This window comes from Baekduia sp. Peel2402 (assembly GCF_052567285.1).
In genome coordinates, this window is sequence record NZ_CP199582.1 from 78,116 (window position 1) to 104,676 (window position 26,561).

The 26,561-nt window shown below is 70.1% G+C and carries 17 protein-coding genes; 12 read left to right on the forward strand and 5 right to left on the reverse strand.

All coding sequences use genetic code 11. The features are described from left to right. Positions 1-11: 11 nt before the first annotated feature. Positions 12-2,075, reverse strand: coding sequence for a hypothetical protein (locus ACT01A_RS00420; RefSeq protein ID WP_445150260.1), 2,064 nt, complete (start codon positions 2,073-2,075; stop codon positions 12-14). A 43-nt stretch (positions 2,076-2,118) separates the two neighbouring features. After that, on the reverse strand, positions 2,119-4,113 hold the full coding sequence (locus tag ACT01A_RS00425) for a hypothetical protein (protein WP_445150261.1): 1,995 nt from the start codon (positions 4,111-4,113) through the stop codon (positions 2,119-2,121). A 121-nt stretch (positions 4,114-4,234) separates the two neighbouring features. Here ACT01A_RS00425 and dxr point away from each other — a divergent pair, with 121 nt between their 5' ends. From dxr to ACT01A_RS00440, 3 genes are read left to right on the forward strand one after another with little or no spacing between them, the layout of a single operon-like run. Further along, on the forward strand, positions 4,235-5,386 hold the full coding sequence (gene dxr, locus ACT01A_RS00430; protein WP_445150262.1) for a 1-deoxy-D-xylulose-5-phosphate reductoisomerase: 1,152 nt from the start codon (positions 4,235-4,237) through the stop codon (positions 5,384-5,386). After that, positions 5,387-6,469: a M50 family metallopeptidase gene (locus ACT01A_RS00435; protein ID WP_445150263.1), complete on the forward strand. Its 1,083-nt coding sequence runs from the start codon at positions 5,387-5,389 to the stop codon at positions 6,467-6,469. Between the two features lie 29 nt (positions 6,470-6,498). Next, complete coding sequence (locus ACT01A_RS00440) at positions 6,499-8,289, forward strand: AMP-dependent synthetase/ligase (RefSeq protein WP_445150264.1); 1,791 nt, start codon at positions 6,499-6,501, stop codon at positions 8,287-8,289. A gap of 63 nt (positions 8,290-8,352) precedes the next feature. Here the strand turns inward: ACT01A_RS00440 and ACT01A_RS00445 are convergent, their stop codons facing one another. Further along, positions 8,353-9,198: a HugZ family pyridoxamine 5'-phosphate oxidase gene (locus tag ACT01A_RS00445; protein WP_445152875.1), complete on the reverse strand. Its 846-nt coding sequence runs from the start codon at positions 9,196-9,198 to the stop codon at positions 8,353-8,355. A 5-nt stretch (positions 9,199-9,203) separates the two neighbouring features. After that, the gene (locus ACT01A_RS00450; RefSeq protein WP_445150265.1) at positions 9,204-10,199 is read right to left on the reverse strand and encodes an HtaA domain-containing protein; all 996 of its coding nucleotides are present in this window, start codon (positions 10,197-10,199) and stop codon (positions 9,204-9,206) included. 144 nt (positions 10,200-10,343) lie between these two features. Between ACT01A_RS00450 and ACT01A_RS00455 the strand changes: the two genes are divergently transcribed. The 4 genes from ACT01A_RS00455 to ACT01A_RS00470 all read left to right on the forward strand — a co-directional run bounded on the left by ACT01A_RS00455 (position 10,344) and on the right by ACT01A_RS00470 (position 14,378). Next, entirely contained in the window at positions 10,344-11,201 is an 858-nt protein-coding gene (locus ACT01A_RS00455; protein WP_445150266.1) for an ABC transporter substrate-binding protein, read from the forward strand. A 67-nt stretch (positions 11,202-11,268) separates the two neighbouring features. Then, entirely contained in the window at positions 11,269-12,321 is a 1,053-nt protein-coding gene (locus ACT01A_RS00460; protein ID WP_445150267.1) for a FecCD family ABC transporter permease, read from the forward strand. 3 nt (positions 12,322-12,324) lie between these two features. Further along, complete coding sequence (locus tag ACT01A_RS00465; protein WP_445150268.1) at positions 12,325-13,119, forward strand: ABC transporter ATP-binding protein; 795 nt, start codon at positions 12,325-12,327, stop codon at positions 13,117-13,119. Next, positions 13,116-14,378 (forward strand): HtaA domain-containing protein, encoded by a 1,263-nt coding sequence (locus ACT01A_RS00470; protein ID WP_445150269.1) that lies wholly within the window; start codon positions 13,116-13,118, stop codon positions 14,376-14,378. Before ACT01A_RS00465 ends, ACT01A_RS00470 begins: the two co-directional genes overlap by 4 nt. A gap of 15 nt (positions 14,379-14,393) precedes the next feature. Here ACT01A_RS00470 and ACT01A_RS00475 read toward each other — a convergent pair whose 3' ends face one another. Continuing rightward, complete coding sequence (locus tag ACT01A_RS00475) at positions 14,394-16,034, reverse strand: diguanylate cyclase domain-containing protein (protein ID WP_445150270.1); 1,641 nt, start codon at positions 16,032-16,034, stop codon at positions 14,394-14,396. A gap of 68 nt (positions 16,035-16,102) precedes the next feature. On the opposite strand from ACT01A_RS00475, the gene ACT01A_RS00480 reads away from it, so the two are divergent. From ACT01A_RS00480 to ACT01A_RS00500, 5 genes are all read left to right on the forward strand, one after another. Next, a complete protein-coding gene (locus ACT01A_RS00480; RefSeq protein WP_445150271.1) occupies positions 16,103-17,470 on the forward strand; it encodes an APC family permease in 1,368 nt (455 codons plus the stop codon). A 430-nt stretch (positions 17,471-17,900) separates the two neighbouring features. Beyond that, a complete protein-coding gene (locus ACT01A_RS00485; protein ID WP_445150272.1) occupies positions 17,901-18,500 on the forward strand; it encodes a hypothetical protein in 600 nt (199 codons plus the stop codon). A gap of 171 nt (positions 18,501-18,671) precedes the next feature. Next, the gene (locus ACT01A_RS00490) at positions 18,672-20,324 is read left to right on the forward strand and encodes a hypothetical protein (RefSeq protein WP_445150273.1); all 1,653 of its coding nucleotides are present in this window, start codon (positions 18,672-18,674) and stop codon (positions 20,322-20,324) included. A 1,832-nt stretch (positions 20,325-22,156) separates the two neighbouring features. Next, on the forward strand, positions 22,157-22,765 hold the full coding sequence (locus tag ACT01A_RS00495; protein ID WP_445150274.1) for a hypothetical protein: 609 nt from the start codon (positions 22,157-22,159) through the stop codon (positions 22,763-22,765). A 254-nt stretch (positions 22,766-23,019) separates the two neighbouring features. Next, a complete protein-coding gene (locus ACT01A_RS00500; RefSeq protein ID WP_445150275.1) occupies positions 23,020-26,553 on the forward strand; it encodes a hypothetical protein in 3,534 nt (1,177 codons plus the stop codon). Positions 26,554-26,561 lie beyond the last annotated feature (8 nt).

Sequence of the window (26,561 nt, forward strand, 5' to 3'; positions counted from 1 at the left end):
TGTAGCGACCGCTATGAGAACAGCGACGACGGCGTGTCGCCGTACCCGCACTGGTCGGCAGCCGCGGGGTAGGACGCCTTGACCTTCCGTGCCGCCTTGCCGCGCAGGCGCAGGCCGGCGATCGCGTCATGCGGCTTGAGCACGGCGAGCGCGGCGTAGTGGTCGGAGGACGCGATGTCTGCGGTGGCGGGCACGTAGTAGCTGCGCGCCACGACCTCGCGGCCGTCGCGGAGTCGAATGACGAGCCGATCGGTGGCGCGGCGCAACGCGGCGAGCACGACGAATCGGCGTGGTGAGCAACGCGAGACCACCTGGATCGTGCTTGGACCCGACGTGCGGTCGGTCAGGCTGAGCAGACAAGACCCGAAGACCGACGTCACGCGGCTGAACCCGACGCAGACGGACCGGAACTTCTCCGTCAGGAGGGTCACCGTCATCGGCGCCGCGCGCAGTGCCGGGAGCCCGTCGCTGGCCGGGCGCAAGGTGGTCGTGCGGCCGATCGCGAAGTCCACCGGCCCCAAGTCCTCCGACTTGCCCAGGACACGCCCGTTGACGTCCAGCAGCACCGCGGACCTCGCGACGCGTGGCGTGGAGATGTCCAGCGCGATCTGCGCGGTCGTGCCCGCGTACTGGCCGCGATAGCCCGGAATCGGCGTGGCAGGCACCGTCTGGGTCGTCTTGTCGGTGAACGTGATGCGCGCGGCGGCGACCTCCACCGGGACGAGCCCGTAGAGGTACTGGCCGCCCGGCACGTCAACCACGCCGACCGACGCCGCCTCGGGATCGGCGGGCGGCACGCCGCAGTCCAACGGCACGCGCGGCTCACGGTCGACGTTCACGCAGAGCTCGGCGCCGGAGTCGATGGCGTGCAGCGTGTGCGGCGGGGCGCCGTAGTTGTCGTCGAAGAGGTCGCGCAGGCTGGTGGTGACGAAGTCGGAGGAGAAGGATCCTCCGGTGCACCCGGACGGGTCGGATACCGGCGCCGCGCCGAGCGGCCACGTCCGCACGACCTGGCCGCCGGCCCCGAGCCCCTCGACGCGGCGCACCGCCAGCTCGGGCGAGACGAGCACCGCCCCGCCGCGAACCGCGCTCGCGCCCCCCAGCGCGTTCAGCGCAACCGCTCGTCGCCGGCCGTCTCCGAGCACGATGACCGCCGAGCGCACCGGCGCCCGCGCCAGGACCATGATGGAGGTGCCGACCCCGCACCGCGTGCCCTGCGCAACCAGCAGCGGCGTCACGCGGATCAGGCCGTCGTCGCAAGGCCCGGCGTCGCGATCGGCGGTGCTGCTGCGCGCGACCTTGGTCGCCAGCGTGAGGCAGCGGACCTCGACGCGGCGCTCAGGCTGCAACGGCGTCGATTCCAGCTGCTGCTTGACGGTCCGTCGCAGCTCCCAGGTGGTCGTGCCGGTGTGCCCGCGCTGCAGGAGCGTGCCTTTGGCGGTCGGCTCGTTCTGGTCGGTGCTGTACGGACCCCACCCGCCGAGGAGATCCTGAAGTGAGAACGCGCGCCGGACGGTCCCGGCCGCGTCGAGCACGGCGACCTCGTCTGGCTCCTGCGCGTCGCTTGCCTGCGCTAGGGCCCAGAACCGCAGCCCTGCGGCGGGGCCGGGCAGCGGCGCGGCCGTGGTCGGCGACGATGCCTGCACCGTCGCTGCGCGGCGCAGCTCCAGCCGCGCTGAGCCTGGTCCCGCGACGCCCCAGACGAGCGTCGTGGACCCCGACACGGTCTGGCTCCGCAGCGACGCGGCGTGGAACTGCGACAGCACCGGCGTCGTCTCGCACAGGCCGTTGGGCTGCTCCTCGCTCGTCGGGCCGAGGTCGACGTCGCCCTCGAACAGCGTGGTCGGCCGCGCCGCGCCCGGCGCCTGGAACACCGTGCAGGTCCGGCCGCCGACGACCCACGCGATCACGGCATAACCCGACGGCGTCGTCGCGACCACCGGCGCATCGGCGGGAACCGGCCGCTTCCCGGTGTCGAACGGGGAGGCGGCGCGCGCGGCGGCGGGGATCAACAGCAGGCAGACGACGGCACAGGCCGCGCTGAGCGCGCGGCCTGCCCTGGACCGGTCGAGCATCCTCCGCAAGCTACCGGTTGGCGCGTTGGAGTCCGTTCTGCGCTCACCATCCGGCGATCGCGGCCGGGTAGGTCCCCTCGCCGGTGATCGAGAGCCCGTAGCCGCACTGCTCGCGAGCAGACGGGAGGTTCAGCCGGACGGCCTTGGCGCCGGCCAAGCGCAGCTCGCGCAGTCCGCTGCGGACGACCGCGACCGCCGCCGCGCGGGCACCGCGCGAGGCCACCCGCGACGGGAGCGCCACGGTGCGCCCGTGGACCACGGCCCCTCGCGACGTGCGCAGCACAAGGCGGTCCTTCGCGCTGGGCAGGAGTGACAGGACGATGGTGCGCCGGGACGCGCAGTCCACGAAGACCCGGGCGAGGGGTGCCTGGTTGAAGACCGTGGTGATCTGGCAGTCGTCGGTCCAGCGCAGCGCGCCGAGCGTCAGGCAGGTGGCGGACCGACCGCTCAGCACGCCGGTGTAGCGGCCCGCGTGGAGCGTCGCGGGCACACCGCCGGGGCGACCGAGGCCGGCCACGGCCTTCAACCCGGAGTTGCTCGGGCCGACCCACTGGCCCAGCACGCGGCCGCGGGCGTCGAGGAACGCCTGACGCAGCGCCGTCCGCGCGGCGGGGATGTCGGCCTCGACGATCCGCATGACGCCCGCGTAACGGCCGGCGTACCCGGCGATCGCCGTCGCCGCGACGGTCTTGGTCGTGCCGTCGTCGAGCGTCAGGCGAGCGGCTGCGACGTCGGCGGGGACGATCCCGTAGACGTGGTGGCCCTCGGCGGTCGCCACCGCGCGCAGGAAAGCCTCGGCTGGGTCAGGTCGCGGCGTGGCGCAGTCTTGCGGTGCCCGCGGCGTCCGGTCGACCGCGACGCAGACCTCGAAGCCGTCGTCGGCGACCCGTGCCGCGTGCGCGCCGCGCTTCAAGGGCGGCCCGTTCTCGTAGAAGCTCAGCGCTTCGTCATCGTCGGTGATGGTGTCGGTGCCGCACCCGGTCACCGCGTTCGGCGGCAGCCCGGCGGCGACGCGCGCGACCGTGCGGCCGCCGGCGTCGAGGCCGAGGAGGCCGCGCACGGCCATCCGGCGGCCGCCGACGAACGCGCCGACCCGCGTGCCCGCGATCGCCGCGCCGGGCAGCGGCACCAGCCTCACGGCGACGCGGCGTCCGTCGCCGAGCACCGCCACGACCCGGCGCACCGCCGGACGGGCGATCACGACCGCGCGGCTGCCGGTCGCCCCGCAGTCGATCTCGAACTGCACGTCGAGGGGCACCTCATCGGGCTGGCCGCCATCACACGCCTTCTCGTACTCGTTGCCGTCGAAGGTCACGCACACGACGGGCAGGTGGCGATCGGGCTCCAGCGGCGTGGAGGCGAGCGCCTCGTACGGGGTCGTCGTCAGGGTCCACGTCACGCCCCCGATCCGTCCGCGCCGGACGACGCGCGACGCGGCCAGGGGGTGCGGAGGGCTGAACAGCTCCAGGTCGGCATCGTGGTCGGTGACGTGCCGCACGGTGCCGGTCGCGTCGAGGACGGCGATCTCGTCGGGCCAGGTGTCGACATGGTTGCTGTACGGGATCCCGGCGGCGTAGAGGCGCAGGTCGGCGGCCCCGTCCGGCAGCGGGAGCGGGGCGGAGGTGGCGGCGGTGCCGATGACCGCGCCGCGACGACGCAGCTGGACCGACGCGCCGTCGGTGCCCGTCACGCCCAGCACGATGCGGACGTCGCCGTGGTGGAGGTCGGGCATCGCACGGACGCTGGACGGAGCCAGGACCGGCAGCGGGCCATTGGAGCAGCCGCCGGTCTCAGACGGCACGGACGAGTCCGAGTCGTCGATCGTCGCCGGTCGCGGGGCTCCGGTCTCCTGAAGCGCCGCGCACAGCGCGCCGTCGTGGACGAAGGCGATGACCGCCGGCACGGCGGGCGTCGCGGCGAGCACCGTCGGCGCGTCGGCGGGCACCGGGATGGTCTCCGCGCCGGCGGGCGCGGCGGCGAGCGCGACAACACCGACAAGAACGGGAATCAAGCGCAGCAGACAAGATCGATGTGACACGCTGCGCAACCTAACCGCACGGCCCCGACGCAGGCGGACCGCACGCGTACCACTTCGCCGCGCGGGCCTGTCGCAGTCTTGAACCGGCCTTGAGACTCGCGCAGCTACCCTTCCTCACCACATGCCCCGCCGTCTCCTCGTGCTCGGGTCCACCGGGTCGATCGGGACCCAGGCGCTCGACGTGGTCTCACGGACCGACGACCTTGAGGTCGTCGGGCTCAGCGCCGCGCGTTCCTGGGAGCCCCTTGTCCAGCAGGCCATCGAGAATGGCGTGCGCCGCATCGCGCTCGCGGATGCGGACGCGGCCGCGCGCGCGGCGGAGGCGTGGACCGACGGCGAGGTGCTCGTCGGCGCGCAGGGGCTCGTGCAGTTGGTGATGGAGTCCGACGCCGACCTCGTCCTCAACGCGCTCGTCGGCTCCGCCGGCCTGGGCCCGACCGTCACCGCGCTGGGCGAGGGCATCGACCTCGCGCTGGCCAACAAGGAGTCGTTGGTCGTCGGCGGCGAGCTCGTCACCCAGCTCGCTGAGGCCACCGGTGCGCGGCTACTGCCGGTCGACTCCGAGCACGCCGCGCTGCACCACCTCCTTCAAGGCGTCCCGGCCGGGGCGCTGGAGCGCATCACGATCACCGCCTCCGGCGGCCCGTTTCGCGGCCGCACGCGCGCGCAGCTCGCCGACGTCACCGTCGAGGAGGCGCTGAACCACCCGACCTGGGCGATGGGCGGCAAGATCACCATCGACTCGGCCACGTTGATGAACAAGGGCCTGGAGGTCATGGAGGCCCACCACCTCTTCAACATCGACTACGACCGCATCGGCGTCGTCGTCCACCCGCAGTCGATCGTCCACGCCACGGTCGAGACCGCCGACGGCGCGCAGCTGGCGCACCTCGGCCTGCCCGACATGCGGATCGCCATCGCCTACGCCTTGCACCACCCCGACATCATGTCCTTGCCTACGCGGCGCCTCGATCTCGCGCAGACCGGCTCGCTGACCTTCGAGGAGGTCGACCACGAGGCGTTCCCGTGCCTGGACCTCTGCCTCCAGGCCGCCCGCGCCGGCGGCACCGCGCCGTGCGTGCTCAACGCCGCCAACGAGGTCGCCGTCCACGCCTTCCTCAACGGCCGCCTGTCGTTCACCGGGATCGCTGACGTGATCGACGCCACCCTGCAGGCGATGCCCGGCGGTCCGGTCCACGCGTTCGACTCGCTCTTCGAGGCCGACCGCGAGGCGCGGGAGATCGCCGCCGAGCAGATCGGGGCGCGTGCCTAAATGTCCTGGCTTCTCGCCTTCGTCGGCTTCGCCGTCCTGATCATCTTCCACGAGCTCGGCCACTTCGCCGCCGCCAAGGCCGTCGGCATGCGCGTCGAGCGCTTCTCGCTGTTCTTCCCGCCGCTGATCGGCAAGGTCAAGCGCGGCGAGACCGAGTACGCGATCGGGGCGATCCCGCTCGGCGGCTACGTGAAGATCACCGGGATGAACCCGGCGGAGGAGATCCCCGAGGAGCATCAGCACCGGGCCTACTACCGCCAGCCGGTGTGGAAGCGCGTCGTGGTGATCGCGGCCGGACCGTTGGTCAACATCGTCCTGGCGTTCGTGATCCTGTTCGCGCTGTTCGCGTTCAAGGGCCAGGTCGTCTCCACCGACAGCGTCGACGGCGTTCAGGCCAAGTCGGCCGCCCAGGGCGTGCTGAAGCCCGGCGACCGGATCGTCGCCGTGGACGGCGTCACCGGCAGCACCGCCGCGCTGCGCCAGCAGATCGGCACCCACACCTGCCCCGGGAGCACCAAGACCCAGGGCTGCGTCGCCGCGACCCCCGCGAAGGTCACGATCGTCCGCGACGGCGCGCAGAAGACCGTCGAGGTCAGCCCGCGCTACGACAAGGACGCCCAGCGCATGCTGATCGGCTTCACGTTCGGCGCGAAGTACGACCCGCTCGCCCCGGGCGACGCCGCCAGCAGCTCGGTCACCGGCATGTGGAACGTGACCAAGGGCACGGTCAGCGCGATCGGCAAGCTGTTCTACGACTCCGAAGCGCGCAAGAACGTCTCCGGCATCGTCGGCTCCTACGAGACGACGCGCCAGTCGATCCAGCAGGACGACGTCGTCCGGACGCTCACGCTGCTGGCCCTGATCTCGCTCTCGCTGGCGATCGTCAACCTGTTCCCCTTCCTTCCGCTGGACGGGGGGCATATCTTCTGGGCGCTGGCCGAGAAGGTCCGGGGACGGCCGATTCCGTTCCGGGTCATGGAGCAGGCCAGCTACGTGGGGTTCGTCTTGGTGATCATGCTCTTCGCGATCGGACTCACCAACGACATCGATCGGCTCCGAGGTGAGGGCTTCGGAGTGAGGTAGCAGTCCCGGTTCCGGAGGAGAGGGTCGAAGTGGAGAGCAGCACAGCACCGAAGCGCGGGGTGGACGCGGCGACGATCGCCGAGGCGTTCAGGATCACGTCGGCCCAGCGGCCAGACGACGTGGCCGTGAGGACGAAGGGCGACGAGGTCGCCTGGACGTGGTCGGAGCTGCGCGAGCGGGTCGACCGCCTCGCCGGAGGCCTGCACGGGCTGGGCCTGCGCAAGGGCGACACGATCGCCCTGATGCTCGGCAACCGCCCTGAGTTCCACCAGGCGGACCTCGCGGCGATGATGGTCGGGGCGACGCCGTTCTCGATCTACATGACCTACGCGCCCAACCAGATCGAGTACGTGGTCGGCGACGCGGGCGCCCGGATCCTGATCACCGAGACGCAGTTCTTGGACAACGTGCTCGAGGCGCGCAAGACGCTGCCGGATCTGGAGCACGTGATCGTCGTCGACCCGGACGGCGCCGCGCCCGAGGGCACGCTGGCGCTGGACGACGTCTCGGCCGACGACTTCGACGTCGAGGCGTCGATCGCCCAGCTGACCGGCGAGGACGTGCTGACGTTGATCTACACGTCGGGCACGACCGGGCCGCCGAAGGGCGTCGAGCTCGCGCACCGCAACCTGCTGGTCGCGGTGTCGGGGATCGAGGAGATCGTCCAGTTCCCCGAGGGCGCGCGCGTGATCTCGTGGCTGCCAAACGCGCACATCGCCGAGCGCGCCGCGCACCACTACCTGCCGATCGTCTTCGGCTTCACGGTCACCTGCTGCCCGAACCCGCGCGAGATCGTCTCGTTCCTGCCCGAGGTGCGCCCGCACTGGTTCTTCGCCGTGCCGCGGATCTGGGAGAAGCTGAAGTCCGGCCTGGAGGCGATGGTCGCCGGCCAGCCCGAGGAGCAGCGCGAGAAGGCCCAGGCGGCGCTGGCCGCGGCGCGCAAGAAGGTCCAGCTCGAGCAGGCCGGCGAGCCGGTGCCCGAGGAGCTGGCCGCGGCGGTCGCGACCGCGGACGCCGAGATGTTCTCCGGCTTGCGCACGATGCTCGGCCTCGACCAGGTCGTGGCGATCAACGTCGGCGCCGCGCCGACGCCCGTCGAGGTCCTGGAGTTCTTCCACGCCATCGGCCTGCCGTTGGCCGAGCTGTGGGGGATGAGCGAGACCTGCGGCGGCGGCGCGGTCAACCCGCCCGACCGCATCAAGCTCGGGACGGTCGGCCCAGCGACGCCCGGCGCGGAGCTGAAGATCGCCGAAGACGGCGAGCTGCTGATGCGCAGCGGCATGGTGATGCTCGGGTACCGCGGGCTGCCGGACAAGACCGCCGAGGCGATCGACGAGGACGGCTGGCTGCACACCGGCGACATCGCGGTCATGGACGAGGACGGCTACGTCAAGATCGTCGACCGCAAGAAGGAGATCATCATCAACGCCGCGGGCAAGAACATGTCCCCGGCCAACATCGAGGCGGCGGTGAAGTCCGCCTCGCCGCTGATCGGCAACGCGGTCTGCATCGGCGACGCCAAGCCCTACAACACGGCGCTGATCGTCCTCGACGCCGACTTCGCGCCTGCGTGGGCCGCGCAGAACGGGGTGGAGGGCACGCTCGAGGAGCTCTCGCACGACGAGCGCGTCCGCGCCGCGGTCCAGGAGGGCGTCGACGCGGCCAACGCCAAGCTCGCGCGCGTCGAGCAGATCAAGAAGTTCACGATCGTCGAGGGCGACTGGCTGCCCGGCGGCGACGAGCTGACGCCGACGATGAAGCTCAAGCGCAAGCCGATCGCGGCCAAGTACGACGAGACCATCGGCGACATGTACGCCTAGAGCGAGGCCGCGCGAAGCGGCCGGCCGCCAAGGGCGCCGGCCGCTTCGTCGCGTCTCCTGCCGCTAGCTCTGCTCGGCGGCGGTGAGGATCGAGCGGGAGCGCTTGGCCAGCTCGACGGTGGCCTGGCGCAGGCCGATCGGGTCGTCCCCGACGGGTTCGGCGAAGCCGACGCGCGCCGGCGCGCTGCCGCGCGGCGTCTTGACCTGGAGGTCGAGGCCGTAGCGGTCGGCACCCGTGCACTTGGCGGCGGTCGCGTCCGGGTAGCCGCCCAGCGCCTGGACCATCGCCAGCAGCGCGTCGGCGTGGTCCTCGTTGAGGTGCCGGACGGCGTCAAGCGGCTTGCCGACCGGATCGGCCTCGGCGTTGGCGTAGGCCTCGGCGTCGGCGGAGTCCATGCGGCCGTAGCCGCCGACCCAGCGCACGCGGTCGACCTTCAGGACGTAGAGCGAGAAGTCCGTGAAGTCGGCGTAGTACTTGGCCGTCGGGACGGCCTTCAGGTAGGCGGCGCGGGCGCGCGCCTCGTCGTCGCCCTCGGGCGAGACGACGCGTCCGGCGAGCGTGACGCGGCCGGCGGCGAGCGGGTCGTTGCCGGACGGCGTCTCGGCCACGACGAGGCTCGCGCGCTGGTCGCGCACGAGGTTGCGGCCGTGCTCGGCCATCGTCGAGACGAACAGGACGGGCGAGCCGTCCTCGAGCGCCGCGTAGCTGACCAGCGACGCCCACGGGCCGCCGTCGTCGCTCAGCGTGGCGAGCGTGCCGACGGCGGTCTGGGCGACCAGCGTGCGGGCTTCCTCGCCGGCCGTGCGGCGACGGGTCGGCGGGACCTCGTTCAGCGGCGGAGGCGGCGGAGGCGGCGCCGGGGTGCCGCCTTCCTTCACCTGGTGGTCGCCGAGGGGGATCGCGGAGATGTCGGTCACGATGGGATGCTCACGGTCTTGGAGGACTTGGCGCCGCTGACCTTGACCTTCACCTTGCCAGACAGCGACGTCACCTTGTCGGCGAGGGTCACCTTGAGCACGCGGCCCTTGAGGGTGCCCGTCGCCAGCTTCTTGTTGGCGGTGGAGTAGACGGTGACCTTGCGGGTCGCGGAGCCCGTGTAGGGCGCCTTGGCCAGCACGGCCTTGACGGTGCGGATCGTCGCCGAGGCGCCGTTCTTGCCCGCCGCGCCGTCCTTGCCGTTGGCGCCGGCCGCGCCGGTGTCGCCCTTCGGGCCCTGGTCGCCGCCGTCCGTCTTCACCGTCAGCGAGAACGAGCCGAACGTGTTCGGCGTGCGGTTGGGGCCGGCGCCGACGGCGTAGCTCGGCAGGAACGTCCCGGCGCTGGCCAGCGACGGGACGATGCCGGAGATGACGCGCGAGCCGTCGGCCTTCAGCGTGACGCTCGCGTTGGTCAGGTCGAGGCTGAACAGCGGCTGGCTGCGGTCGTAGGTCGGGGTTGCGCCGCCGCTCTTGCCCGAGGCGTAGAGCTTGCCGCTGAAGCCGTCGAGGACGAGCTTGGGCTTCTCGACGGTGATGTCGAAGCCGTGCGCGGAGCTCTGGAAGTCGAGGCCGCCGTCCAGCTCGATCGCGCCGGTGCCGTCGGTGGCGTCGTAGGTGCCCGACGTCGCCGGGAAGACGGTCGTGTAGGGCGCCGTGGTGCCGGTGCCGCGGGTGCTGGCCGGGGTGACGGTGTCACCGGTGGCCGGGGCGATCGGCGTCGCTGAGCCGAGCGCGCTCGGCGGCGCGGTGCTCGTCACGTAGCCGAGCCAGGTGCGGTCGGTGCCGGCGGGCTGGCCCGTGTCGTAGACGTTGTACTGCGTCCAGTCGAGCGTGGCCGACTTGACGGTGCCAGCCTGCGCGGCGGCGGGGAGGGCAGCGGCGCCGACCGCGATGAGCGCGACGGCGAGGCGGTGGGTGGTGATGGAGGTCAAAGGAGGTCCTTTCCAGGTACGACGGGCGCCGCGTCCGTGGTATGACGTGACGGTTAGGCAGCCCTAAGGCGTGTTAGGGTTGCCGAACATACCTGATCGCGCAACTCGGTTATCGCGCGATCCCCACCGCCCCCTTCGTCACGAATGACTCGCAAGCTTCCCCTCTTCCTCATCGCCGCCCTCGCCGTCGCGCTGCTTCCCGGCGCCGCACAGGCCAAGACCTACAAGCGCATCGCCGCGCTCACGCCGTTCACCGCCAACACGCTGGCCGAGCTCGGCGTTCGCCCGGTGGCCGTCGGCCAGACGCTCGGCGGCTATGACCGGCTCGACGCGCGCCTGCGCGGCGTGCCGACGCTCGCGCTGTCGCACCCCAACGGCCCGAACCTCGAGCAGCTCGCGGTCCGCAACCCGCAGCTCGTGCTGTCGGCCCCGATCTGGAAGAAGGGCGAGCAGGGCATGAAGCGCCTGGGCATGAAGGTCGCCTACAGCGACCCGCGCTCGGCCCATGAGCTGGTCGCCGCCACGAAGCTGATCGGCGGGCTGACCGGCCGATCAGCCGCCGCGGCGCGCTTGGCCGCACGCCAGACCGCGCAGATCCACGCCGCGTCGCGGGGCATCAAGCGGCGCCCGACGGTGCTGCTGATCATGGGCGTCGGCCGCACGTCCTACGCGATGCTCACCAACTCCTGGGGCGGCGACATCGTCAAGCGCGCCGGCGGGCGCCTGCTCACCGGCGGGCTGACCGCGTCCGGCGGCTACGCACGGGTCTCCGACGAGTCGGTCGTCCAGCGCAACCCCGACGTGATCATCGCGGTGCCGCACGGCGCGCCGTCCTCGATCCCGTCGCTGGCCAAGTACCTGGCCAACAAGGCGGGCTGGAAGAAGACCAAGGCCGCGCGCAACAAGCGGATCTACGTCGCGACCGGCAACTCGCTGCTGCAGGCCTACACCGACCCGGGCCGGATCATCAGCGACGTGCGCAGCAAGTTCCTGGGGAACTGACGGAGGAGCGTTGTGATCTCCGTGATCGCCCGGGCCGTCAAGATCCCGCACAACTAAGATGAGCGCGGTGACCGCCCCAGCGCCCGCGCCGCCTGCGCCCGCGCCCGCTCGTGCGGCGGGCGCGCATCGCCGGATGGCGCTGCGGCAGCTTGCCGTCGTGCTCGTCGCCGGCGTTGTGCTGGTGGTCGCTGCGGCGCTGTCGCTGACGCTCGGCGCCGTCCACGTGCCGCTGCACACGGTGATCGATGCGCTCACCGGCCGGGCCGAGGAGGGCCCGCTGCGCGAGATCATCGTGTCGCTGCGCGTGCCGCGGATGGTCGAGGCGATCGTCGTCGGCGCCGCGCTCGGCGTCGCGGGCGTGCTGCTGCAGGGCGCGCTCGGCAACCCCTTGGCCTCGCCGGACATCGTCGGCATTACCGGCGGCGCGGGCTTCGGCGCGATCCTCATCTTGCTCGCGTTCCCCGGCTCGGTGGCGCTGCTGCCGGTCGGCGCGCTGTTCTTCGGCGCGCTCGCCGGGGCGATCGTGCTGGCGATCGCCTGGAGCGGCGCCCACGCCGGCGCGACGAGCCGCCTGATCCTCGCGGGCATCGCGGTCGCCGCGCTGTTCGGCGCCGGGACGACGTCGTTGATGGTGGCCTTCAGCGATCGCGTGCAGTCCGCGGTCCTGTGGATGGCGGGCGGCCTGTCCTCGGACGGCTGGTCGGACATGGAGGTCGCGTGGCCGTACTTCCTCGTCGGCTTCCTCGCCGCCGCGGTCCTGGCCCGGCCGCTGGACCGCCTCGCGTTGGGCGACGACGTCGCCGAGTCGCTGGGCGCGCACCCCAAGCGGATCCGCCTGGCCGCGGTGATCGCCGCGACGCTGCTCGCGTCCGCCGCCGCGGCGCTCGTCGGCTTGTTGGGGTTCTTGGGTCTCGTCATCCCGCACTTGGTCCGCCTCGCGGGCGGGACCGCGTCGCACCGCTTCGTGATGGGCGCCTCGGCGCTGGTCGGCGCCGCGCTGCTGCTGGTGGGAGACACGCTCGCCCGCACGGTGCTCGCCCCGATCGAGCTGCCCGTCGGCCCGTTCATGGTGGTCTTGGGCGTGCCGGTGTTCCTGTGGCTGTTGCGGGGAGCGCACTAGGCCATGTTGTCGGTGCGCGACGCGGTCGTCAGCCTCGGCGGGACCGAGATCCTGCACGGCGCCGACCTGGAGGCCCTGCCGGGCCGCTTGGTCGCGGTCGTCGGCCCCAACGGCGCCGGCAAGTCGACGCTCGTGCGCGCCGCGGCCGGGATCCAGAAGATGGACTCGGGCACCGTCCGCTGGAACGGCACCGAGGTCGCCGCATTACGCGGCCGCAAGCTCGCCAAGCTGCGCGCGTTCGTGCCTCAGCGCGCCCGCGTCCCTGAAGGCGTCCGCGTCCACGAGGCCGTCGCGATCGGCCGCGCCCCGCATCTCGGTCCGCTGTCGCGCCCGACGCGAGCCGACCACGACGCGGTCGACCGCGCGATGCTCCGCGCCGGCGTCACCGCGTTCGCCGATCGCCGGCTGACGACGCTCTCCGGCGGCGAGCTGCAGCGCGTGCAGGTCGCGGTCGCGCTGGCCCAGGAGGCGCCCGCGTTGCTGGCCGACGAGCCGACCTCCGCGCTGGACCTCGGCGCCACCTCGACGATGGCCCGTCTGCTGCGCGGCCTGGCCAACGACGGGCTGACCGTCGTGCTCGTCGTCCACGACCTCGCGCTGGCGGCCGCCGTCGCCGACGACGTGGTCGTCATGTCGCACGGCCGGACGGTCGCCGCCGGCCCGCCCGACGACGTCTTGACCGAGTCCCTGCTCGCCGATGTGTGGCAGGTCGAAGCCTCCCTCTCCGGAGGCGCCGGCCGCACCGCCCTGCACGTCGACTGGCTCGGGCTCACCACGAAGACCAAGGAGTCCGCATGACCCGCCCCGCCGTCCTGGCCACCGCAGTCGCCGCTGCGCTGGCCGCCGTCGTCCCCGCGTCTGCGCAGGCCGCGGCGTCCGGCACGTCGGTGCTGACGTTCAAGGGGACAGCCGCGTCGTCGCTGTCCTCGGCCGGGGTCAAGGCGTCGGCGGTGTCGCCCGCGACCGCCAAGGGCAAGGCCGTCACGTTCCCGGTGAAGACCGTTACGGTCGGCAGCGCGGCGACGCTCGGGCACTCCGGGTCGATTCGCTTCAAGAAGGGCTCCAGGACGCTGACGCTGAAGACGCCGGCGCTGCGGCTGGCCGCGACCGGCTCGCGCCTGACCGCGAAGGTTGACGGCAAGACCACCACGATCCTCACGGTCGACGCCGCCAAGCGCTCGCTCAACGCGACCAACGGCACCGTGTCGCTCAAGAGCGCGTCGGTGAAGCTGACCTCTGCGGGCGCCGCGGCGATCAAGAAGGCGCTCAAGTTGAGGTCCTTGCGCAGCGGCACGCTCGGGACGCTGACCGTCGACGCGACGACCGGCGCGACCACGGGCACCGGCGGCACCGGCTCCACGGGTGGCGGCTCGACGGGCTCGGGCTCGACGGGCACCGGCACCACGGGCGGTGGCACGACCGGCGGCGGCACGCCCGGCACGCCTGCCGACAACCCCAAGAGCTGCACGAAGGGCCCGGTCGTCGTGCCGGCAGGCGGCCCGACCGCGCTGACCGCGCCGGTCACGTCGGTCCCGGTCATGTCGGCCTCGATCACCTGGCACGTCCGCGACTCGTTCATCCAGTACATCAACACGGGCGAGGGCACCGCGGTCGCCAACGGCGCCACCGCCGACCCCAAGCAGGTCCAGCCCGGCAGCAGCGCGTCGCTGGTCTACCAGTTCCACTTCCCGTTCAAGGACGGCTGGTACGACCCGGTGAGCGACACCACGCGGTTGACGTTCACGGGCACGGTGCTGTTCTGCTATTTCGACCACGGCATCAAGCTGACGGCCTCCAACCCGGAGATCGAGATCAACGGCAACAGCGCCTCGCGCGGGATCTTCATCACCGACAACACCGACGTGGCGGCCAAGCGCGGTGTGCTGGTCAACCTCGACCTGGCCAACAAGGGAGCGGCGACCAACACGCCGCCGACGCACGAGTGGGCCCAGGTGCCGGGCAAGATCCCGACCAACACGGGCGACTCGACGTTCGCGGGGTACTACGCCGCGGGCGACCCGTTCGGCTGGATCACGGTCACGGCGTCGACGAGCTAGGCGGAAGTTGAAGGCCTAGGGCCAGCCGGCGCCTGGCGTCGCGAGCCTCGCGGCGTCGCGCCCGGCGGCCTTGGCCTCGTACATCGCGCGGTCGGCCGCCTGGAGCAGCGCCTCAGCGCTGCGGTCCGGGCGGTCAGGCAGCGCGACGCCGATCGAGGCCGTGACCTGAGCGATGCCCGCGGCCAGCGGGATCGGCTCGGCGAGCAGCACGCGCAGGCGCTCGGCGACGTCCATCGCGTCGTCGGCGCTGCCGACGTCCTCGCACAGCGCCACGAACTCGTCGCCGCCGAAGCGGGCAACGGTGTCGCCGGGGCGCAGGTCCTCGTCGATGCGCGCCGCGGTGACCCGCAGCAGCTCGTCGCCGGCGTTGTGGCCGAGCGTGTCGTTGGCGTGCTGGAAGTTGTCCAGGTCGATGAACAGGACCGCGACGGTCGTCTCGGCGCGCTTGACGCGCTGCAGCGCGTGGCGCAGGCGCTCGGCGAGCTTGGCGCGGGTGGCGAGGCCGGTCAGCGGGTCCTGGTCCTGGAAGGGAGCGGGCAGCGATTGCGACGAGGTCGCGTCGCCGGTCAGCGCAGCCGCGGCCTGGTCGGCGAACAGGCGCAGCGCCTGGAGCGTCTCGCGGTCGGGCAGCAGGCGGTTGGCGGGGTCGTCGACCCAGATCACGCCGGCCAGCGCGCCGGTGCCGTCGCGCAGCGCGGCCAGCAGCCAGTGGCGCTCCCAGGCGTACGGGCCGCGGCCGTTGGACTGCGAGCGGTAGATCGTCGACTGGATGTGCAGCGTCGCCTCGGCGTCCTCGCGCGCGAGCAGGTGGCAGCCGTGGCGCTCGTGGAGCGGCTGCAGAATCGGCTCGATCTGGGAGGGCGTGAACGCAGCGTGTGAGAAGACCGGGTCCTGCGGCGACCAGCCGGCGGTCGCGTACGGCCGCATGAGGCCGCCGTGCTCAGACGCCAGGACGGCGACGCGGCCGAAGCCGAGCGTCTCGCGAATTCCGGCGCAGACGGCCTCGAGCGTCGTGTCGCGGTCGCGCGCCTCGCCGGTGCGGGCCGCGAGCGTGAGCAGGCGGTCCATGGCGGTGCGGTGGCGGGCGTCGCGCTCGGCGTTGGCGGCCTGCTCGACGGCCAGCGCGGCGACCTGGGTCAGCGAGACGAGGTGGTCGCAGTCGGCGTCCGTGGGCCGGGCGCCGCTGTGTGGCTCGTCGATCGAGACGATGCCCAGGACGTCGCCGTTGCCGCGGCGCATGACCGCCAGCAGCAGGTCGTCGGGATCCCACTGGTCATCAGCCTGCGAGGGCGCGCCGGCCGGGCGGTACATCGGCAGGCCGCCGGGGCGGTCGGTGAGCGCGCCGGCCGGGATGTGGTGCGCGCCGCCGCGCTCGAACTTCGCGGCCAGGTAGGGCGCCCACTGCTCCCAGGTCGAGGCCTTGCCGAGCAGCGCCAAGCGCGCGGCCTCTGGGCCGTGGATCGTGGTCGCCTCGAAGTCGTCCCAGGCCGGACGGTGGAGGTTGATCGCGACGCTGCGGTAGCCCATCGCGTGGGCGATCGTCTCCGCGATCCGGTCCAGCGCGAAGGTCAGATCCTCGCGCGACCGCACGCCGCGGGCGGCGTCGAGGGCACCTCGAAGTGCAGCGATCAGGGTCAGGTCGTCGGAGTCGGACACGCTTGCCTCATTTAACGGCGTTCGGCACGTTCGTCTTGAGGGTGGTCGGACGCGGGTACAGGGCGTGCATGGAAGCCGCGACCGCATCCTCTCAGGACGGGGCGCCTCTGCGCCAGGTCATCACCCGTCCTCTTCTGCTGCTGTTTGTCATCGGCGACGTGCTGGGCGCCGGGATCTACGCGCTGATCGGCGAGGTCGGCGGGCGCGTCGGAGGCGCGATCTGGGGCGCGTTCGTCGTCGCCCTGGTGCTGGCCTTCTTCACCGCGGTGGCCTACGCCGAGTTGGTGACGAAGTACCCGAAGGCCGCGGGGGCAGCGTTGTACGCCAACAAGGCGTTCAAGCGGCCGATCGTGACGTTCGTGGTGGCCTTCGCGGTGATGTCGTCCGGCATCGCCTCGGCGGCGACGCTGTCACGCGCGTTCGGCGGCGACTACCTGAGCACGCTGGTCGGGGACGTGCCGACGGTCGTGGTCGCCGTGGTCTTCCTCGGTGCGGTGATGGCGCTGAACCTGCGCGGGATCAACGAGTCGGTCAAGACCAACGTGGTGCTGACGCTGATCGAGCTCGGCGGGTTGGTGTTGGTGATGGTCGTCGCAGCAGCCGCGCTGGCCGACGGGCAGGGCGACGCGTCGCGCGCGTTCGAGATCAAGGAAGGCGAGACGATCGTCTCCGCCATGATCGGCGGCGCCGCGCTGGCGTTCTACGCGCTGATCGGCTTCGAGGACTCCGTCAACGTCGCCGAGGAGTGCAAGGACCCGCGGCGCGACTACCCGCCGGCGCTGTTCGGCGGCCTGGCGGTGGCAGGTGTGATCTACCTCGGCGTCGCGATGCTCGCGTCGATGGTGGTGCCAACGAAGGAGCTGGCGTCGTCTGATGGCGCGCTGCAGCTGGTGGCCTCGACCGGGCCTTTGGGAATCCCGGAAGACGTTTTCTCGGTGATCGCCCTGTTCGCATTGGCCAACGGCGCGCTCATCAACATGATCATGGCCTCGCGGATCGTCTACGGGATGAGCCGTGAGGGGATCGTCGCGCCCACGTTCGGCCGCGTGTCGAAGGGGCGCCAGACCCCGTACGTGGCGATCGCGTTCACGACGGTTTTGGCGATGGTGCTGGCGGCGACGGGGGATCTAAGCGATCTCGCCGACACCACCGTGTTGTTGTTGCTGTTGGTCTTCACGGTGGTCAACATCGCGGTGTTGGTCCTGCGGCGCGACAAGGTCGACCACGACCACTTCCACGCACCGTCGGTGCTGCCGGTTATCGGCGCGGTCGCGTGTGTGGTGCTCGCCTTCGACAAGGACGGCGCGATCTGGGCGCGGGCCGGGCTGCTGCTGGCGTTGGGTGTCGTGCTGTGGGGGCTGAATTGGCTGACGCACGGGCGGAATAACCCGTCGTATGACACCGAGCAGCTCCAGGCGGTGGCGCGGCCGAGCTGAGGCGACGGCTGTGCCCGAACGGCACGACTAGGCATCGTCCGCGGGCGCTGACCTGCCAATTGGCCAGTGAGTGGCACTCAGCGAAACGGGCGCGGGCCCGACCGGGCGCCTTGTCGCTGGGGCCTGACCTGACGGTGGAACTTCTCTAAACGCCGGTTAATAGGGAAACGGCGTTCGGTCGAGCTCGGCCGACTGCCGGACGGCAGGTCGTGCCGTCCTGGCTCTGGCTGGAGGTGGGGGAGTCCGGTGTCATCGTCACCTGCTCGCATCGCCGCGGCCGCAGGGCCGAAGGGGGAGGGGCGGTGAGTTGCCTGGTCGACGACGGAGACCGGACGGCTTGATCTCGTAGTTGAGGTCCTAGCGCCACGGCGCGTCCGCCGTCCTGCGGTGCAATGCATCGCGACTCTCAACCAAGATCAGGGTGATCATCATGAGCAGGATCTCTCGTCTCGTCGTCCTCGTGACGTCGGTGGCGGCGGTAGTCAGCGCTATGGCCGGAACGGCCGGGGCGGTGACGTGGCACGTCGGCGGCACGGGGTCGTTCACCGCCACGGCCGCTCCCGTGACGTTGTCCTCCACTGGCAGCAACTTTACGTGCCCCGCGTCATCGGCCACGGGCACCTACGCCGCTGGCTCGTTCGTCGGCGCGGTCTACAGCGGCATCTCGGGCTCGATCACTTGGACCGGCTGCTTCCTCGCCGGCCAAAACGTGGAGATGACCTGCGGGTTCAGGCTGACTGCGACCAATCAGCCGACCGTCACTACGGTGACGACTGGAAACCTCGATCTGACTTGCGGCGTGACTCTCGCTGTCCCTGGGACGAAGCTCTGCCACATTGAAGGTTCGCCGCACGCGATCTACACGGACAACGCGGCCATTACAGACACGTTGACTATCACTACTTCGCAACTTCGAACCACTGGTCCATCCTGTCTCTTCGGTTCGAACGACATCGCCCACTTGAGCCACTTCGCGTTCACGGTGACGTCGAACAGCGGGCGCGGTCCACACATCGTGCGCACTGCCTAACAGCAGATCGCGAGAAGCAGTACCTGCAGTACTCGTAGCTCTGCTCTGACTGACGGCCCGCTCCATTCGGGTGGGCCGTCAGCTTGGCGGTGGTCGCAGGAGACCACTTCCGCGCCTCCTAGGTGCGGCCGAGCCGACTTCCCCGCCCGGCCCGGTAGGGTCCGGCCGCACATGACCCCTCGTCGGCGCGCTGGCGCTCTGCTTCTGGCCACCGTGCTGGTCGGGCTCGCGTTGTTGTGGTTCTTCCGGCCCTGGTTCCACGGGCTGGTGATGTTCTTCTGGACCAAGCCGCTGGTGTGGCTGCCGCCTGCGGCGTTGGTCGGTGCGCTGCTCGTGCGGCAGTGGCGCGTGCGCCAGGACATCCTGCGGCGGCTGCAAGCCGGCGAGCGGCCGTGGTGGCTGCTCATCGCCGTGCCGATCTTCGCCCTGCTGTGGCTGTCGATCGCCGCGGCGTTCAACGGGCCGTTGGTCAACCGCGCGATCTACAAGCACACCGACTACGCCACGCTCGGTCAGCTTCCCAGCGGCGGCACCGTGCGGTTGCTGCCCAAGGAGGTCGCCGAGCAGATCGCCTCCAGCGGCTTCAACTCGCCGACCGAGGAGCTCACCGACTTCCACATCGTGCGGACCGACAAGGGCCTGGCATGGACCGCGATGCGCTCGCCCAACGGCGCGTTTCGCAAGCTCAACAAGAAGAGCCAGGGCCTGATCGCGCTCGACGCCGAGCAGACCGCACGGACCGTGCGCCAGGTCGACGCCACGTTCAAGTACGCACCGGGGCTGCGGATCACCGACAACTTGCGCTGGCAGCTGCTCAAACGCCATTACTTGATCGAGCTGGGCGAGGACACCGCGATCCTCGACGCCGCCGGCAAGCCGCTGATCGTCGTCCCGTACATGAAGTACAAGGGCTTCATCGTCCGTCGCCCGGTGTTCGGCGGCGTGTTCGTGGTTCATCCGGACGGCAAGATCGAGGACCTCAGCCCGGCACAGGCCCAGGCGCGGCCCGAGCTGGTCGCTTCCGGCAGGGTCTTCCCCGAGAAGCTGGCGCGGCGCATCCAGGACGCCTACGCCTACAAGAAGGGTCTTTGGAACGCGTGGTTCGTTCACGAGGAGCAGACCCACATCAGCGACACGGAGGACAACCAGCAGCCCTACCTGATCGACTTCGGGCCGCAGCGGGGCGCGAAGTGGGTCACGGTCGCCGAACCGTACGGGCGCGCGTTCGCGGTCAACGCGATCTTCCTCACCGACGCGGTGACCGGCAAGACCGAGCTCTGGCGCGTGCCGGCCGGATCGTCGCTGACCGGCAACCGGCGGGCGCTGCAAACCGTGCGGTCGGTGACGATCCCGGGCGTCGACTTCGCCAACCACGACCAGGGCGGCGCGCAGACCGGCGACTTCCGCGTGGTCGAGCCACGGCCGGTGTTCGTGGCCGGGCGGCTCGTCTACCTGGTGTCGATCATCCCCAACGCGGCCAACTCGGTGTCCAAGACCGTGATCGTCGACGCCGAGCGCAACAAGGTCGTCACGATCTTCGACAACGACACCGACCCGCAGGCCGAGGCGCGGACGCTGCGCTACCTGGCGACCGGCGTCGTGCCGCCGGCCGGGGCGGACGCGGGGACGAGGGAGACCGAGACGGCGCCGGAGTCCGATCCGTCGTCTTCGTCGCCGTCGAGCACCGCGACGCCCGGGTCGACCAAGCGGCCCTCGGACGCCGAGGTGCGCAAGCGCCTGGACGCGATCATCAAGCAGCAGGAGGCGCTGATCGAGGAGGCGCGCAAGCTGCGCGAGTCGCTCAGCGCGGATAGTGGCGGCTGACGAAGGTGCCAGCGGGGCAGGACCGAGCATGATCCTGGGGCGATGATCTGCCAGTTGGCCGATGAATAGTGCTGAGTGGCTGAGGTGTTGACAGTCGCACGCCCGTGCCGCTCGTGGGTTGGGACTAACGGCGGAAATATCTAGACGCCGAGTATCAGAGGAACGGCGTTAGGTCGAGGCGATCTGACGGCCGGGTGGCAGGTCTTGTCGTTCTGGCTCTTGTTGGAGCTGAGGGCCCAGAGTCTCATGGTCCTCGGCTCACAAGCCGCCGGATCGAAGGCCGGCAGGTCATGTGAGCGGTTGAGGTTGGCCGGTCACCGATGAAGACCGGTTGGCTTGATCTCGTTGCGATGGTTCAAGCGCTACGGCGCGTCCGTCGTCCTGCGGTGCCCGAGCGCATCGCGACTCCAAGCCAAGAAGGTCGGGTGATCAGCATGGGCAGGGTCTCGCGCCTCATCGTCCTCGTGACGTCGGTGGCGGCGGTGGTCGGCGCGATGGCCGGGACGGCCAGCGCGTTGACGTGGCACGTCAGCGGCACCGGGTCGTTCCACGTTACGGCGTCTCCAGCGGGCTTCGGGCTCGATCACTTACAGCGGCTGCTCCCTCGCGGGCCAGAACGTGGAAATAACCCGCGGCTCCAGCTGACTGGACAGACGCAGCCCACGGCGACTGTGGTGACTGGAATCGCCGATCAGACTTGAGCTTCGAGCTACTGGTCCATCCTGCCTGATCGGTCCGAACGACCTCGCCTACCTGAGCCACTTCACGTACGCGTTGTGAATGCTGGCCCACATCGTGCGCACTGCGTAGTAGCGGTCGCGCGGAGCAGTACCGCAGTTCTCATAGTTCTACTCCAACTGATGGCCCGCTCCTTTCGATGGGGGGTGGGCCATCGGTGTAGCGTTGCTAGCCGGCGGCGCCGGTGGGCCGTCGTAGAGTTGCCGCGGGCGGCGTAGGCGCCTCAGCGTTCGGCGTTATTGTCACAGGGCGCGGCTGCCACTGGCGGCGCGCTCCAGCCAGGTCACCGGGCCAGGCCGGGCCGACAGTGCTGCCGCCGATCGCCGTGCTTACGGGCTGCTAGTCAACCGGGCGATCTACACGCACATTTGACGACGCCACGCTCGTCGCCTGCCGAGCAGCGGTGCCGCGTGTCTGCTATCCAAGATCGTCAAGCAGCTCACCGACTCCCACATCGTGCGTACCGGCGCGGGCCTGGCGTGGACCGCGATGCGACGCTCAAGGACGCGCTGCGGCTGGGAATTGCTGACGACCAGCGCTGGCCGGTGCTCAGCGGTGCTACCTCCTGATCGACCGGCAAGGCACCGCTGGTCCTCGACGCGGCGGGAAAGCGCTGACCGTCGTCTCTCCATGAGTCCGCCGACGGAATTGAGGCGGGATCGGCGTGTCACAGGTACCGATGGGGCAGGAGCGAGGGCGATCCTGAGACCGCTTTCTGCAAGTTGGCCGATAACAGAGCTCAGGGTCTCCGTTGTCATCTGCGTAGGCACCACGTCACTGGTGGCCTGCTCCTAACGATGGATATACCTAGACGCCGGTTAGCAGAAGAACAGCGTTCGGGCGAGCCCATCCGACTGCCAACTGGCAGGTCCTGTCGGCCTGGCTGTGGCCGGCACTTGCGGCCTGCGGTGTCATGGTCCTCGGCTCGCTAGTCGCCGGAACAAGGCCGGAAGGGCGTGCGAGCGATAACGTGAATCGAGCAAATGTGATTATCGATCACTGTATTTCGTTGCGCGATTCTAGCGCCACGGCCGCCCGTCGTTCTGCGGTGCCGAAATTGCACCGCGACTCTCAAATCAATTCAGGTGATTTCTATGAGCAGGATCTCTCGCCTCGTCGTCCTCGTGGCGTCGGTGGCAGCGGTTGTCAGCGCGATGGCCGGGACGGCCAGCGCGGTCACGTGGCACGTCGCCGGCACGGGATCGTTCACGGCCGCCGGGACCCCCGGGACGTTGTCCTCGTCGACTGGCGGCAACCTGGTTTGCCCGGCCTCGTCGGCCACGGGCACGTACGCTGCCGGCCCGTTTGTCGGCGTGACCTACAGCGGTATCTCGGGCACGGTCAACTACACCGGCTGCAGCCTCGCCGGACAGGGCGTGTTCGTCAACTGCGGGTACAGGCTGACTGCGACGGCGCAGCCGACGGTGACTACTCTGACCACGGGGACCGCCGATGTGACTTGCGGCTTGACTCTGACGTCGAGCCCGACCACGAAGCTCTGCCACATCGAGGGCTCGGTGCTCGGGACCTACCACGACAGGACCGGGTCGGCGGACACGCTGACTATCGCAACTTCGTCGACCCTGCGAAGCACTGGTGCGGGTTGTGCCCTCGGGTCGAATGACCCCGCGCACCTCTCCGAGGGGACGTTCACGATCACGTCTAACGGCGGCAACGGCCCGCACATCGTGCGCACTGCGTAATCGCAGTTCGCGCACAGCTGTCTCTTAGTTCTACTCCGACTGACGGCCCATCCCTTCGGGGGTGGGCCGTTGGCCTAACGATGATCGCCACTCCTGGGCAATCGAGTCCCCGTATCCGTGCAGTTGGGTCTTTCGAGGCCGAAAGATAAAAGACGGAAACAGGGTTGACTCTAGTGTTAAGGTCGCTCTCTTGCGTCAGGTCTTAGGTCTGAAGTGACGCGGCGCTGTCTTACACGAGGGAGAAGGGTCGAATTATGCGCAGTGCCGCAGATGCCGTGAATGCAGCGGTGCGCGCCCGCTTGGTCTTGGTGGTGGGCGTGGTGCTATTGCTGTCGTGTGGGTTCGTGTCTGTCGCCAGCGGTGCGACGGCGATCGACTCCTATGGGTATCTCGCGTCCTTCGGAGGCGGTGATGCGCCTCAGGACCCGAAGCACACCGGCGTTGCAGTCGGGCAGTCGACCGGCGACATCTTCGTTGCGGTTCAGCAGAACGGTGGGGTCGCGGTGTTCGCGCCGGACGCCGCCGCGGGGGGCACCTCTCTCACCTCGGTAAGCGGCTCGTCGGTCTTCGCCCCGCAGGATGTGGCGGTGGACCCGATCGACGGCTCGCTGTATGTGTCGATGAACTCGTCCTCCTTTGGTTCGGGATTGGAGAAGCACGTCTCGGACGGTGCCCCGACGCCGGCTTACACGGTCGACCCGACGTTTGCCCCGTCGCTGTTGTCTCCACAGCCCAGGGCGTTGGCGGTCGATCCGGTCTCACGCGATCTGTTGGTCGCCGATCAGGGGACCGGGCTCATCGAGCGGTTGTCGGCGGCCGATGGTTCGCTGATCTCGTCGTTCGGTGGTGCTGGCGGCCCGTTTCAGGATCTGGGGGCCATCGCGGTTGGACCGACCGGCACGATCTACGTCATCGACGGTTCGCAGATTGGGCGGTTCTCCTCGGCGGGCACGTCGCAAGGGGCGTTGTCGCTGGTGAGCGGAAGTCAGCCGGTCGGGGTGGCGGTCCAGCCGCAGAGTGGCGATGTGGTCGTGGCCGTCAGCTGGCGCGGCCAGACGTATCTCCAGGGGTTCACCGCCGGTGGGACGGAGCTGTTCTTGACGCGCTTCCCGACCTCGCAGTCCGTGCAGGGCGTCGCGTGGGACGGAAACAGCGACCGGATCTACGTCGTGGACGGCAGTGCCACGGCCAGCACCTTCGTCCCCGCGGATCAGCCTGGCCTGGACACCCCGGTACTGTCGAATGTGACCGCAACCGGCGTGCACGTCGCGGCGCAGGTCGCGGCAGTGGGCCAGTCGACGGCAGCGCGGTTCGAGTACTGCCCGGCGACCGCCGCCTGCGGTGATTATCCGGTTTCGAATCCCGGTGATCCTGGGAATCCGTGGGTTCGCCTGGCCGACCAAAACGTCACCGGGACGGCGACGATCGAGGACGACGTGCCGGCGGGGGCAAACAACTCCTGGCGGATCCGCATCTCAGCCAATTCCACGCATGCGAACAACGCCGTCACCGAGAACACGTCGGCCGCGGTGACCTTCGACAGCCCGCTCGCGGCGCCGAACGTGCAGACCGGCGCGGCGGCGGCGGTCACCGCCGGTTCGGCGGAGTTGAACGGCACGATCGACACCTACGGCGGGCAGACGACCTATCACTTCGAGTACGGGACGACCACGGCGTACGGCAACCGCGCCCCGGCTGGCAGCGAGGCCCCGGCGGGGTCGAGCCGGACGCCGCGAGTGGTCAGCCGGCCGGTCACCGGGCTGCAGCCTGGAACGACCTATCACTACCGGCTGGTGGCCAGCAACGCGGCCGGCACGACCGAAGGGTCTGACCGCACCTTCACCACGACAGCGACAAATCCCCCGGCGCGAGGCTATGAGCAGGTGACCCCGGTCGACAAGAAGGGCGGCGTGGTCAACAGCAAGCTGGGCTTCCAAGCCGCCACGGATGGGTCCGCCGTGAGCTACACCCTGGCCGCGGCGCCGACCGACTCCCCGAGCGCGGTGATCTTCACGCGCTACCTTAGCCGCAGAGGCAGCGATGACTGGCTTCGCTGGACCCCCATGGACCCGCCGCTGAGCGTGCCGCGCAACATCACAGAGGTGGTCACGCAGGCGATCTCGTCGGACTTCTCTCACGCGCTGGTGGTCAGCAACCGTGTCTTGGCTCCGGGTGCGGAGCAAGGTAGCGGCAACATCTACGTCGTCGACGTGCGGACCGGTGACTACACGTTGATCGGCTCGGCGCCAGGGTGGAGGGCGTATCTCCTGATGTCGACCATCCAGGCCGAGAACATGTTCCTGGCCGGGGCACCGGACTTCAGCTGGATTACGTTCATGTCGCCGAGGAGCCTTCTGCCCGGCGCGCCGACGGAAGCGATGTATCGCTGGTCACGCACCGGGGGGCTGACACTGCAGAGCTCGAGCACCGCCTCCATCCGGAGGCCGGACACGGGGAACGAGTTGACGTCGCGATACGTCTCCGATGATGGCAACATCATGTTCTACGACTTGGAAGACGGCGATGGCGCGGTCCACCGTCACGTGCTGGGTGGCGCGACGACCCCGGTCTCCGTTGCGGAGGCCGGCGGCGATGTTCCGCAGGGCACGGTGGTGGCCGCCAAGCTTGACGGCGTCAGCCGCGACGGGCGGTACGCGATCATCCGTACGGAGCAGCGGCTGACGGCCGACAATCCACCGTCCCTCAACAACAGGTGGATGTATCGCGTCGACATGCAGTCTGGAGACGTGGAGTTCATCGGCCAGCCGTTCAGCACCTCTGCAGGCGCCGTGTACGCGGTCGGGGATGACGCCAACACGGTGTTCTTCGCCGCCGATGCCGGCGGATCGCAATCGTGGCGTGATGGTGTCACGCACACCTTCACGACCTCGTCGCTGATCTTCTCTCTCGACGCCGGCATCCAGCGCTTCGCGAGTCCCGACGGCCGGTATCTGGCCTACGTCGACTCCCAGGTCCCGTCGGTGCACTTGTACGACGCCGAGGCCCAGACCGACGTCTGCGTCTCGTGCCCGTCCGATGGCGGAAGCGGTGGACGTGACTTCGGCCTTCCCCTTGGGACGAGGACGGTCAGCAACCGGGTGCCGGCGGTGGTCAACAACGACGGGTTGATGTTCTTCGACACCGCTGCGCGGCTGGTCCCGGCCGATCACAACGGATCGCGTGACGTCTACTCCTACCAGGACGGCAAGCTGTCGTTGATCAGCCCGGGCGAGGGCAACTTCACCGCGCGGTTCGCCGATGCCACGCCGGACGGGAGCATCATGTACTTCACGACCGATCAGTCGCTGGTCGGCCAGGACAACGACGGGGAGATCGACGTCTACAGCTTCCGTGCCAATCCCTTCAGGCAGTCGCCGCCCGCGAGCGCTGAGTGCGTGAGGAACGAGTGCGCCGAGCCGCAGTCCGGCCCGGTCGAGAGCCCATCGCGGGGGACCTCGCCGCCTGAGCTTCCAGACCAGGAAGCAGGTCTCAAGGCGAATCCGCCGCGTGTCCGGCTCACGGTGACCAAGATGAGCGTTGGTTTGAAGTCCGTGCGCATCAGCTTCCGTGCCTCCCAGCGTGGGCGGGTGCAGGTGAGTGGCACGCGTGTGGTCAAGAGCGTGCGCAATGTGGCCAAGGCGGGGACCTACTCGATCACGGTTCCGCTCAGCCGGAAGGCGCGTGCGCTGAAGTCAGCCCATCGGAGGTTCAAGGTGTCGGTGAAGGTCACGCTCACCGGCGGTTGGGGCTCTTCGTCGGCCAAGTTCTCTCGGACCCTCGGCAAGTAGGTGATGGC